The sequence below is a fragment of the Sporomusa sp. genome (genome assembly GCF_035561155.1).
Classification (GTDB): Bacteria; Bacillota; Negativicutes; order Sporomusales; family Sporomusaceae; genus Sporomusa.
The window spans coordinates 1-12,291 of the sequence record NZ_DATMYD010000028.1 but is presented as its reverse complement, the minus strand read 5'-3'; the positions used below and the strand labels follow the sequence as shown (position 1 = coordinate 12,291).

Here is a 12,291-nt window from a genome sequence, read left to right as displayed (position 1 = left end):
GCTAACTTAACTATACCGCACTTAATTATCGATATTCAATAGCTTATCAGTACTTTTTTATTCGTCTATTTGATAGGCTTATTTTGTTGTGCGTTTTTTTGAGACCTTCAGTATATTTTTTTTCACAATAACCGTCCCCGTGAGTCTATGGGTTTATTATATATAGGATTGCCAGGATGACTGGCTGGTGCATAAGATAGATGAGCAGAGACCGGCGGCCCATCCAGCTTAGCCAGCGGACAGAGCGATGGTTAGCCAATGAAGGCCACAGCGGTTGTCTGGCAGGATACAAAAGTCTTCCTGCTGCCATGCCATAGAGGATGATACCCAGCCACGGAAATAGCGGATAATAGTCAAGAGAAGTAAAACTGGGTGGTTTGATGCCGAAGGGTACCAGGCAGGCCGTTGTTGCCGTTATCTGGGAGAAGCCATTGCCAATAGCAATGATTGACGTACCTGCTATGATGAGCAGTAGAGCGCTGCGCTGGTTAAAGAAGGGGGCGGCAAGCATGCCAACACCCAGAAGGTGTAGGATGCCAAACCGGATATATACGGCCGGGCTATAGAAATAGGTTGCCGCCGTAATGAGAAGTCCTGTGCCAAACACCGTAAGCCCGCGGCGCACTGGATGACGGCTAAGGAGACTGCTTACGCCTGACACCAGCATGAATAGCACTGCTGAGGCTTTACCCTGGTAGTACCAAAAGCCGTCCAGGTAATCAAGCGGCCAGTTATAATAAAAAGCCAAGTCAAATACTGTATGAAAAATGATCATTAAGAGTATGGCTATTCCCCGAAACAAATCTATTTCAACAAGCCGGACAGCTTCTGACAACAGTATTGCCTCCTTAGCGATGGTATAGTAACTCAACCTACGATAACAATAAATGACAATTGCGTTGCCGTCAAGTAAGCGAATGCAATTCATAAACTGAGGCTTAATTAATTTTAGAATCGGTAACTTTTACGGCAAATTGTGATACACTAGGATACTGGTGACATTAGGCACGCGAAGGGAGCTGGTTAAATCAAATTTCCAGTGATGCTTGTTGCATCTGGAAGATTGGCAACAGCTTGCAGGAATACCACAGTCGAAAGGGAATATACTACCAAAGACAGGCCTTGGCTGATCCAAGGCTTATTAACAGGACGGTGTGGCTGCGATGAAAGATATCTATATAATACTATTATCAGTTTTCCTTGGTGCTGTTGGGCAAGTCGCCTTTAAGTATGGTGCTACGCTTATTCCCGACACAGGTTCCTTGATGGAAAAGGTGATAGCGGCTTGGCCTATTACCGCAGGCTTGGCCCTGTACGGTGTGAGTACGCTGCTGTGGATTTATGCTTTACGCACCGTCGAACTTAGTTATGCATACCCACTTATTAGCTTAGGATATGTATTGGTGTTTATCGCTTCATACTTTCTATTTCATGAGGCCATTGGACCGCTCAGATTGGGTGGCTTGGCCTTAATATTGAGCGGTATTGCACTGGTAGCTAAGTCGTAACAATTAGTGCTAAATTAACTGAATCTTAACATTTATTTACAATTAGTTAACAAATATCGAAGGTATATGCTATAATCAGTTTGAATCCGACAAATTGAGGAGGCTAAGTATGGGATTTGGCTTAAAGCCCCGTGAAGAAAAGTTTTATGGTTATCTTCTGGAAAATACTCAACTTATTCGGGATGCTGCCGAGGTTTTACAAGAGGCGTTAAACAGAGATGGAGACTTGTTTGAATTAATGGCTCAGATAGACGAGCTTGAGAAAAAGGCCGACGCGAATACGGCTAAGATTGTCGGCTTGTTACACAAGACATTCATTACGCCGCTTGACCGCGAAGACATCTATAGCATTGCTCACAAACTTGATGATGTTATAGACTGTATGCAGGGCACAATTGAACGTATGGAGCTCTACAATGCCGGCGCGGCATCAGAGGGCGCTAAGGAACTTGCCGAACTGGTAGGTAAAAGCGCCAAGCAGATTGATAAAGCGTTCAGTCACTTGCCTGAGATCAGAAAACAAAAAGATAAACTGGAAGAGCGTTGTGCTCGGATCATTGAATATGAGTCCCAGGGAGATAAGTTGTACAGGCAGGAAATGGCCAAACTGTTTAGAGAGTGTAACGACCCTATTGAAATAATCAAATGGAAAGAAATCCTGCTTCATTTAGAAGAGACACTTGATATCTGTGAAGATATCGCCAATTTATTAAAGGGAGTCATCGTGAAGTATGCCTGATATGACGCTGGTCTATGTTGTGGTTTTTTTCGCGCTGGCGTTTGATTATATCAACGGCTTTCATGATACAGCCAACGCGATTGCCACGTCGGTATCTACCCGGGCCTTGGACCCGCAGTATGCTGTAGTACTGGCAGCTGTTCTTAATTTTGCCGGGGCGCTTTACAGTACCGGGGTAGCCAAAACAATTGGCGGTGATCTTGTTAAAGCGGCTTCTTTAGTTAACCAGCCTGTAATTATCTCGGCCTTATTCGGTGCTATTGTCTGGAATCTGATTACCTGGTGGCTTGGTATTCCGAGCAGTTCTTCGCATGCGCTTGTTGGCGGTGTTTTGGGAGCGGTAGTGGTTGGTGCGGGTTTTGACGCCATTAACCTTGCCGGTGTTCAAAAGATTATTCTGTCACTTGTGCTATCACCACTCATTGCGATGGTGGGCGGGTACATTATTATGATTGCCATGATGTGGATTTTTGGCCGGCAAGAGCCAGGGAAACTCAATTTCGGGTTCAAAAAAATGCAGCTTTTGTCTGCTAGCTTGATGTCTTTTTCGCATGGCTCCAACGATGCACAAAAAGCTATGGGGATTATCACGCTGGCGCTTTTGAGTTCGGGACAGATAGAGTCCTTGGAAGTTCCCTTATGGACTAAACTAGCTTGCGCCACTGCTATGGGATTGGGTACGGCAGCAGGCGGTTGGAAGATTATTAAGACTATGGGCGGCAAGATATTTAAACTAGAGCCCATTAACGGCTTTGCTGCTGATATGAATTCGGCAATGGTAATTTTCGCAGCTACAAACCTACACCTGCCAGTCAGTACTACCCACGTGGTTTCTGGCTCAATTATGGGGGTGGGTTCTGCCAAACGGATTTCAGCTGTACGATGGGGTGTGGCCCAGCAAATGCTATTTGCATGGATTTTGACCATTCCATTCAGTGCAATAACAAGTGCCCTAATGTATAAGTTCTTAGCATTATTCTTATAATAATCAGGCTGTAAGTCCTGATTATTGGGGATCATGATCTAGCAAAAAAGCAGGAATCTAATACCTTAGTCCCGAATATTCCGCTTCAGTAAGAAGTTAGCTGTGGCAAAAAAAGTATTTATATTGGCGGATCTACCGGCCATAGCTAAAAAAGCGGGGTAAGGAAATTGAGCATTGGGTACTGCTCGGAGTGCAGCAGCCTTGCAGTTGTTGGTGTTGGCGGTCTCTGTCCTGCTTGTCATACACGGGAAATGAATGAAGCCGATCGGGTATTTAACTACTTGCGGCAATGCAATGACAGTGTATCAGTGGACCAGATAACCACGGCAACAGGCGTAAGGCGCCAAACCGTTATGAAAATGCTAAAACGCGGCTGGTTTTTAGGTGAGTTTAGTGTCACTTATCCATGTGAACAGTGTGGCAAGCTAATTGCCGATGGCCAGCTGTGCTCCCATTGCATCTATGATATCCGTCAGGAAATGAAGCGTATTGGTTGGTGGACTCGGGGAAGAAAAGACACTGACAGTGGACGTTTTACCCAGAATGACCTGGATAAGCAGAACAATGGCTTTTACAGCAAGAAAAAGATATAGTTTAAAGCAGCAGCTCCGGCATACGCAAGGGCTGCTTTTTGTATACTGGCTTGCTATAGGCTGATGCATACGACGAGTAGCTCGTACATTTTACAGTGCTCCTGTAATCAAGTTCATGAATTTTTGGGCTGCCACCGGCAGCGGGACGGTGCTGTTTGTAACAGCTCCCAGATACCTTGGGGGGATAGTCTCTTTGATAGGTAAGATGAAAAGGTGTTCTTGCGCCACATGGGTGGCAATATACTCCTCAGGCGCGAAAGCAATACCAAGCCCGATCTTTGCCAAATCTATGAGCAAATCAATACTGCCAAGTTCTATCTCGGGGGTTATGCATACATCATATCGCTTTAGAATGGCGTCAAAATAACTGCGAGTAACCGTGTTTTTTTCTAGAACGAGAATTGGATAGTTTTCCAAGTCCTTTAAGGAAAGATTTAGTTTTTGCAGCTGCCTGTAATCGTTGCCGGCTACAAAGACGTCCTGGATTACATTGAGTCTTGTGATAGAAAGTTTCGTATCACGTTCGCCTTGGTGAAGCTGTGATTCGTGGAGCAGATTAACAAAACTGACATCTACCAGTCCTTTGCGGACAAGTTCGGTACAAACCGGCGACGTTCGGTTTGTAATATTGATCTTAATGAAGGGATACAATTCATTAAATTGTTTTAGATAAGACAGTAAATAATATCTGCAAAGGGTGTCGCTGGCGGCAATTCTAAGTTCGCCCTTCGTCAGGGAATGAATATCCTGGATGTTACGTTCGCCTGTCTTAATAAATTGATAGGCTTGTTCTACAAAGGAGAATAGCATGGTTCCTTCCGGTGTCAATTTCACCTGCTTAGTAGTGCGGGAAAACAGGCGGCTGTTAAGTCTATCTTCCAGTAAGCGAATGGATTGACTAACGGCGGATTGGGATATGTGAAGCTGGACGGAGGCTTCCGAAAAACTAAGCGTTTTGGCCACATGATAGAAGACCTTATAGAGCTCAAAGCTAATATCCATTTATAAGTGCTCCTTATTAGTTAAATAATTAATATTAATTTTTATGATTAATTATAATGTGCTACGATAGTCATGTAAAGTTTATATACAGGGGGCGGATAATTTGAACTCAGTGAAAAATGCGGTACGCCGAATATTTGTAGAGAAGAAGCCGGGATTTCAAGTTGAGGCAGTAGGTGTTTATTCAGATCTTAAAGAGAATTTAGGAATAAAAGGGCTAAGTGCAGTTCGAATGCTTCACCGCTATGACGTAACCGGTTTAACCGACCAAGAGTTTACGGACGCCATTCATACCATTTTTTCCGAGCCGCCTGTAGATGTTGTCTATCTGGAAAGCGTTGTTATAGCAGAGGCTGACCATGTATTTGCCATAGAATACTTACCAGGGCAGTACGACCAAAGGGCGGACTGGGCGGCACAAAGCGTACAGATTTTAACGCAGCAGGATCCGCCGACAGTAAATACAGCTAAAGTGCTTATTCTTGAGGGGGCCATCAGCGAGCAAGAATTAGCAAGAATCAAATATTATTGTATTAATCCAGTTGAAGCGAGGGAGGCATCCCTTGCAAAGCCGGAATCACTAAACATGTTAGGCAATGCACCTGACGATGTAACCGTATTAAACGGCTTTACTACAAAGACCGAACAAGAGCTTATGGATTTTATGAACACGCATGGGCTTTCTATGAGTTTTGGGGATTTGACTTATTGCCAGAAATACTTTAGGGATACCGAACGCCGGGACCCGACCATTACAGAAATAAAGGTAATCGATACGTACTGGTCGGATCACTGCCGGCATACGACGTTCTTAACAGAGATTCAGGATGTTTCGATTGAAGAAGGCAAGTTCACTAATCCGGTCAAAGCTGCCTATGAAGAATACTTAAATTCCAGGGCATTCGTCTATGGCGATAAAGAGAAAGATGTCAGCCTGATGGATATAGCCACCTTGGCTATGAAAGAACTGAAAAAACAAGGACAGCTTACTGACCTGGATGAGTCTGAAGAAATAAATGCTTGCAGTATTATTGTACAAGCCGATATTGATGGTCAAACTGAAGATTGGCTTGTCATGTTTAAAAATGAGACCCATAACCACCCTACCGAGATTGAACCATTTGGGGGAGCGGCTACTTGTCTGGGCGGCTGTATCCGTGATCCGCTGTCAGGCCGTTCCTACGTTTATCAAGCCATGCGTGTCACCGGCAGCGGCGACCCGCGCGCTTCTTTAGAAGCAACGTTGCCTGGCAAGCTACCCCAGCGCAAAATTACCACAAGTGCGGCATCAGGGTATAGCTCCTACGGTAACCAAATCGGTTTGGCAACAGGCCAGGTGACTGAAATCTATGATCAAGGATATATTGCTAAACGGATGGAAATCGGGGCTGTCATGGCAGCTGCCCCAAAACAAAATGTTGCACGTGGTATTCCGCAGCCAGGGGATGTTGTTATTCTAGTAGGCGGTCGTACCGGGCGTGATGGCTGCGGCGGTGCAACAGGCTCCTCCAAAGCCCATACAGAGGAATCTCTCATGAGTTGCGGTGCCGAAGTACAAAAAGGTAATCCGCCTACTGAACGTAAAATTCAGCGCTTGTTCCGTCAGAGCGCTGTCAGCACCATGATTAAACGCTGCAATGATTTCGGCGCAGGCGGTGTGTCAGTGGCAATTGGTGAACTTACTGACGGCCTGAATATTAATCTCGATGCTATCCCCAAAAAGTACGAAGGCCTTAATGGCACCGAACTTGCTATATCAGAATCGCAGGAGCGGATGGCAGTCGTGGTGGCTGCAGAGAACGCCCAGGAATTTATCCGCTACGCCGATACCGAGAATTTGGAAGCAACCATTGTGGCAGAAGTGACTGCCGAGAATCGCCTGATAATGGTATGGCGTGGCAAGTCAATTGTCAGTATCAGCCGTGATTTTTTAAACACTAACGGTGTCAAACAGCATACAACTGTAGCTGTGACTGCTCCGGCAGAAAATAGCTATTTTAAAGAGTTGCCAGGCCCGGGGCGCATCAACCCTCGGCATATTAAGGAAGCATGGCTAAATACGCTGCAAAACCTCAACATATGTAGTCAGAAGGGACTTGTTGAGCGCTTTGACAGCAGTATTGGCGCAGCCACTGTACTGATGCCGTTTGGCGGCAAATACCAGGACACTCCTGCAGAAGGCATGGCAGCTAAGCTACCGGTGCTGTCAGGTGAAACTACAACCGGGACAATTATGACCCATGGCTTTAATCCCGGTCTCTCGGCTTGGAGTCCCTTCCATGGTGCGGTCTATGCCATTATCGAGGCTGTTGCCAAGGTAGTAGCGTTAGGCGGAAATTTTCGCACAGTACGGCTCACTTTGCAGGAATATTTTGAAAAGCTGGACCAGGACAGCATAAAGTGGGGCAAGCCCTTCAGCGCGTTATTAGGCGCATTCCATGCACAAAAACAGCTGGGCATTCCGGCTATTGGCGGCAAAGACAGCATGTCAGGTACTTTTAAAGAGCTTACGGTGCCGCCAACGCTGGTGGCTTTTGCGGTAACAGCAGTTGACGTGCGGCGTGTCATCTCACAGGAGTTTAAGCAGACTGGCAGCAAAGTAGTGCTAATCCGGGCTAGACGGGATGAAAATGAGCTGCCTGACTTTGCAGCCCTAACCATGGCCTATGATCGAGTTGGGCAGCTTGCCCAAGCAGGAAAGATTCTGGCCGCTTATACTGTCAAACTTGGTGGCCTTGCGGAGGCTGTCAGCAAAATGGCATTTGGTAACCGCATTGGGTTCGAGTTTGCTGCCCCAGTTGCGGCAAATGACCTGTTTGCTCCAGACTATGGCTCGCTTGTGTTGGAATTGCCTGCTGAAGTAACGCCGGAACATGTGCTTAACGGCATAGATTATATACTGATCGGTCAAACAATAGGTTCCCCTGTTATCCGCGTCAGTGACGAAGAGATAACCCTTGACGAAGCTTTCGCCGCCTGGGAACGGACTCTGGAGAAAGTATTCCCTGTCAGACCTGATCTGATTGAAGGTGAGCCGGAAAGCTTTGCCGATTACACAAAGCGGAACAGTCACCGGCCAGCTATCCGTATAGCTAAACCCAAAGTGTTAATTCCGGTATTCCCCGGTACCAACTGTGAATATGATACAGTTAAAGCTTTCGAGCAGGCCGGAGCCTTGCCGGAAACACTGGTGATCCGCAACTTAACAGCAGCTCAGGTTGAAGAATCCATTGCCACACTGGCTCAAAAAATTGCCTCTTCACAAATTGTTATGTTGCCTGGTGGGTTTAGTGCAGGGGACGAGCCTGACGGCTCAGGTAAATTTATTGCCACCATGTTCCGCAATCCCCGCGTAAAAGAGGCGGTGACTGAGCTGCTGCAGCAGCGTGATGGTCTGATGCTTGGTATTTGCAACGGTTTCCAGGCGCTTATTAAGCTGGGGCTTGTGCCTTATGGCGAAATCCGCGACTTGACTGCGACCAGCCCGACGCTAACCTTTAATAAAATTGGCCGGCATATTTCGTGTATGGTCAATACCAAGGTTGTATCAACCCTGTCACCTTGGCTAAGTAATACTAAAGCGGGTGAAGTGTTTGTTATTCCGGCTTCCCACGGTGAAGGCCGGTTTTACGCCACAGACGAGGAAATCGCCCGGCTGGCAGCTAACGGCCAGATTGCAACCCAGTATGTTGATTTTGACGGCCGTGCGACTTATGATGTTAAGTTTAATCCAAACGGCTCCTTCTCTGCCATTGAAGCGATTACAAGTCCTGATGGACGGGTACTCGGGAAAATGGGTCATTCCGAACGGATCGGCAACAATGTTGCAATAAATATTCCCGGTAACAAAGACCAGCAGCTATTTAGTGCCGGCGTTAATTATTTTAAGTAAAAACTGGAATAACAGCAGGAAAAATGTCTTCCACGGCTAATTATTATTAACAATAATTGTCGGATGGAGGGATATTGTGTCAACTGCTAAACGCTTTCAGTTTGTTGTTTTTGCAGTATTCCTGATAATAGCCTTATTAGTCTCAGGCTGCCTCGATCGTCAGCCGGTTAAAATCGGGTTTGTCGCCGGTTTGACCGGACGGCAGTCTGATATTGGGGTTGCCGGGCGCAATGGGGTAATGCTGGCAATTGAGGAGATCAATAAGTCTGGTGGTATTGCTGGCCGGCCAATTGAACTTGTTGTTAAAGATGACAGAAATGATCCTAATGTAGTTCGCGCTGTTGATGAGGAACTTATCAATGCCGGCATAAGAACTATTATCGGGCATATGACAAGTGTTGCGGCCGTAGCTTCGCTGCAGGTAATTGCCGGTGGCAAGGCCCTTATCGTTAGCCCAACGGCGCGTGCTGATATCTTAAGTGGTCGCGATGATTCATTCATCACTGTGATACCGCCGCTCGGAGTTTCGGCAAAAGCGCAAGCAGCCTATGCGGTCAATAAGCTTGGTCTTAAACAGATGGTAGTTATTTATGATATTTCCAATGCCGATTTTTCTCAGGCATGGGCGCAAGCTTTTATAGCGAAATATGAAGAACTCGGCGGTAAAGTCACAGCAAGATTTACCTTTATATCAGACAAGGGTGTAAACTATGAGGGGCTAACAAACGATGTAGCCGGCTATTTGCCTGAAGGCGTACTGATCATAGCCGGAGCCGTAGATGCTGCTGTTCTTAGTCAGGGGCTCAGAAAGAGTCAGCTTGCGGTGCCAATATTCTCCAGCAGTTGGGCCATGACGGACGATTTCATTCAGCACGGTGGCCTAGCGGTCGAGGGTGCAATTTTTAGCAGCCCGTTTAACCCTGATGATCAAGGTTCGTCTTATAGACAGTTTATTCGTAACTACCAGGAGCGGTTTGGCAGTCAGCCGAACTATGCAGCCTCTTATGGTTATGAGGCTGCTCAGATGGTAGTGGCAGGCATTAAGAAAGCTGGCAATAACGATGCGGGAGCAGTTAAAGCTGCAATTATTGCCCAAAAACAGTTCCCTGGGCTATGGAGCGATATTATCATTAACGCCACTGGTGATGCCGAGCGTCTTTGCCGGCTAGTTACTGTGAAAAACGGACAGTTTGTCACAATGGATTAATAAAGTGAGCAGATAATATATGAACAAGATTGCAGTCAGCCTAAGAGGGGTTCTGACCCTTAATTTTATCGTGGCAGTCGCGTTGCCAATCCTTGTTATTAGTGTCATTACCATTACTTTGTTGTCTCGCAGTATGGGTGAACAGGTAATCAAATATAACACGCAAATGGCGAGTGACTTGGTGACAGGTACCCAAGATTTCCTGGTGACGGCTGACGCTGTGATTAGGCAGGCTGCCGTCACGGTAGATACAGGTGGATTTGACAACCGCCAAATTCAGCATTATCTTGACACGCTTATTACTAGCCACACCTATTTGGACGCAGTACATATTGTCGATAACGACGGGCACTCGACCTTTGCCTCGCCCCATCACCCCAGCTATTCAACGCTTGACCTGTCAAGGCAGCCCTTTTTTCAGATAACGAAACAAACTGGCCAGGTGCATTGGTCAACCACCTTTATCTCTCAGCATACAGGTCAACCAACATTAACGATCACCAGGCCGACGAAGAACGGGATGATTGTTGGTTATATCAATTTAAGTAAACTAAACGAGCTAACGGCAAAAGGTGATATCAATCAGCATAGCTGGGCTGCTATTCTTGATACTGAAGGCACGTTTATCGGCCACTCTGACCGGGGCCAGGTATATCAACGCAATCATATTGGTGACTGGGATTTTATCAAAACAGCGCTGGCAGGCCAGTCGGGTACTGTAAGCGTCAAGCAGGGGCAAGATGATTATCTTATAACGGTAGATGTAGTTAAGCCAACAGGCTGGCCGGTTCTTGTCGCCCAAAGGGCCGATGTTGCCTTTGCTCCGGTGCGTAATACCCGGAATATTTTTATCGTTGGTTCAGTATTGGCTTTAGGGCTGGCAGTGTTTATCGCCATGCGCAACCTAAAGAAAATTTTTGTGCCACTTGGCGCACTTACCCGCAAAACGCAGCAAGTAGCCGCAGGCAATTATAACTTGCCGCTAGAGTGCTACGAATATACTGAAATTAATACAATATCAGAGCACTTCCGGACTATGGCTGAGGCTGTGCGTCTGCGTGAAGATGAGCTGCGCCGCAAGCAGGGGCAATTGGCTAAATACATGCGGACACTGGAGCGCAGTAACCAGGAGCTTGATCAATTTGCCTATGTTGTTTCTCACGATCTGAAGGCACCGCTTCGCGCCATTGCCAACCTGTCACAGTGGATTGAGGAAGACTTAGGGGGCAATCTTGAGGTTGAAACCCAGCATAAAATGGAGCTTTTGCGGGGCCGGGTTCGAAGGCTGGAAAACCTGATTGAAGGCATATTGGAATATTCGCGGATCGGCAGGATTAAAGCGGCTACTGAGCCGGTTAATGTCAGCGAACTAATTGCCGAAGTGATTGAGGATTTGGCGCCGCCTGACAGGTTTCGCATGTTGGTTGGACCAGGCATGCCGGTGATTCACACCGAACGGATTAGGCTCAAGCAGGTATTTGCCAATCTTATTGGCAACGCTATGAAACATCATAACAGGCCAGACGGTCAAGTGCTGATCACGGTGAACGATTTAGGCGGATTACTTGAATTTAGCGTAGTCGATAACGGGCCGGGAATTGCGGCCGATTATCATCACAAGGTCTTTGAAATGTTTCAAACCTTACAGCCGCGCGATACCCTGGAAAGTACCGGTGTCGGTCTGGCTCTTGTCAAAAAGATTGTTGAAAGTCAGGGAGGATCGATTAGGATCATATCGTCCGAAGGTCAGGGAGCTAATTTTATCTTTACCTGGCCTAAGGTTTTGAAGGAGGAATAAAGTATGTTTGAAGTTGCCCATGTTGGTGTAGTAGTTACAGATGCAGATAAATCCTTGGATTTTTACACTAAAGTATTAGGCTGCCAAGTCGAAGACAGTTACCAGGATGAACGTATTCGCCTGATATTTATTAAGTCAGGCCAGCTGACAATCGAACTCATCCAACATAAAGCAGACCCTGCCGGGGAGCGTAGCGCCGGCAGGGTTGACCATATTGCTTTTTCCGTAAATGACCTCGCTGCCGAAATTGAGAAACTTCGGCACCATAACGTAACACTGCTGTTTGACCAACCGAGGGTAGTCGGGGATAAAAAGATTATGTTTTTTGCCGGTCCGGACGGTGAGCGCCTGGAATTTGTGCAAAAAATTTAATGAAAACAAAACAAAGAGGGACGGTTCTTGCTTTGCATTTAGCCATGCAAGTCAAGAACAGCCATGGCAATACTGGCCACAGCAGAACCAATGAAAACAAAGATAATTGTGATATACTCAAATAAGCAGGAAAAGATCGAGGGACGGTTTGGAGATAACTCCGCTTGTTAGAACATGATCAGATTGTCTTTGAGT

10 protein-coding genes are annotated in these 12,291 nt (G+C 46.4%); 8 read left to right on the top strand and 2 right to left on the bottom strand.

Translation table 11 applies throughout. The features are described 5' to 3' along the window. Window positions 1–145 precede the first annotated feature (145 nt). A complete protein-coding gene (locus VN447_RS04395; protein ID WP_325523199.1) occupies window positions 146–835 on the bottom strand; it encodes a heparan-alpha-glucosaminide N-acetyltransferase in 690 nt (229 codons plus the stop codon). Between the two features lie 328 nt (window positions 836–1,163). Here VN447_RS04395 and VN447_RS04390 point away from each other — a divergent pair, with 328 nt between their 5' ends. From VN447_RS04390 to VN447_RS04375, 4 genes are all read left to right on the top strand, one after another. Then, window positions 1,164–1,508: an EamA family transporter gene (locus tag VN447_RS04390; RefSeq protein WP_325523197.1), complete on the top strand. Its 345-nt coding sequence runs from the start codon at window positions 1,164–1,166 to the stop codon at window positions 1,506–1,508. A gap of 109 nt (window positions 1,509–1,617) precedes the next feature. After that, window positions 1,618–2,247, top strand: a complete 630-nt coding sequence (locus VN447_RS04385; protein ID WP_325523195.1) for a DUF47 domain-containing protein — start codon at window positions 1,618–1,620, stop codon at window positions 2,245–2,247. Continuing rightward, a complete protein-coding gene (locus VN447_RS04380) occupies window positions 2,240–3,232 on the top strand; it encodes an inorganic phosphate transporter (RefSeq protein ID WP_325523193.1) in 993 nt (330 codons plus the stop codon). The genes VN447_RS04385 and VN447_RS04380 overlap by 8 nt, the downstream gene beginning before the upstream one ends. A 167-nt stretch (window positions 3,233–3,399) precedes the next feature. Further along, complete coding sequence (locus VN447_RS04375) at window positions 3,400–3,825, top strand: hypothetical protein (protein ID WP_325523192.1); 426 nt, start codon at window positions 3,400–3,402, stop codon at window positions 3,823–3,825. Window positions 3,826–3,915: 90 nt separating this feature from the next. Here the strand turns inward: VN447_RS04375 and VN447_RS04370 are convergent, their stop codons facing one another. Next, a complete protein-coding gene (locus VN447_RS04370) occupies window positions 3,916–4,827 on the bottom strand; it encodes a LysR family transcriptional regulator (RefSeq protein ID WP_325523190.1) in 912 nt (303 codons plus the stop codon). Between the two features lie 112 nt (window positions 4,828–4,939). On the opposite strand from VN447_RS04370, the gene VN447_RS04365 reads away from it, so the two are divergent. From VN447_RS04365 to VN447_RS04350, 4 genes are all read left to right on the top strand, one after another. Next, window positions 4,940–8,719: a phosphoribosylformylglycinamidine synthase gene (locus VN447_RS04365; protein ID WP_325523201.1), complete on the top strand. Its 3,780-nt coding sequence runs from the start codon at window positions 4,940–4,942 to the stop codon at window positions 8,717–8,719. A gap of 76 nt (window positions 8,720–8,795) precedes the next feature. Beyond that, entirely contained in the window at window positions 8,796–9,926 is a 1,131-nt protein-coding gene (locus VN447_RS04360) for an ABC transporter substrate-binding protein (protein ID WP_325523188.1), read from the top strand. Between the two features lie 19 nt (window positions 9,927–9,945). Next, window positions 9,946–11,724, top strand: coding sequence for an ATP-binding protein (locus VN447_RS04355; RefSeq protein ID WP_325523186.1), 1,779 nt, complete (start codon window positions 9,946–9,948; stop codon window positions 11,722–11,724). 3 nt (window positions 11,725–11,727) lie between these two features. Continuing rightward, on the top strand, window positions 11,728–12,096 hold the full coding sequence (locus VN447_RS04350; protein ID WP_325523184.1) for a VOC family protein: 369 nt from the start codon (window positions 11,728–11,730) through the stop codon (window positions 12,094–12,096). Window positions 12,097–12,291: the final 195 nt, after the last annotated feature.

Bases quoted from the DNA above. Each gene is read 5' to 3' on its own strand.
- VN447_RS04390 (WP_325523197.1), top strand. From the start codon at position 1,164: ATGAAAGATATCTATATAATACTATTATCAGTTTTCCTTGGTGCTGTT.
- VN447_RS04385 (WP_325523195.1), top strand. From the start codon at position 1,618: ATGGGATTTGGCTTAAAGCCCCGTGAAGAAAAGTTTTATGGTTATCTT.
- VN447_RS04355 (WP_325523186.1), top strand. From the start codon at position 9,946: ATGAACAAGATTGCAGTCAGCCTAAGAGGGGTTCTGACCCTTAATTTT.
- VN447_RS04350 (WP_325523184.1), top strand. From the start codon at position 11,728: ATGTTTGAAGTTGCCCATGTTGGTGTAGTAGTTACAGATGCAGATAAA.
- VN447_RS04380 (WP_325523193.1), top strand. From the start codon at position 2,240: ATGCCTGATATGACGCTGGTCTATGTTGTGGTTTTTTTCGCGCTGGCG.
- VN447_RS04370 (WP_325523190.1), bottom strand. From the start codon at position 4,827: ATGGATATTAGCTTTGAGCTCTATAAGGTCTTCTATCATGTGGCCAAA.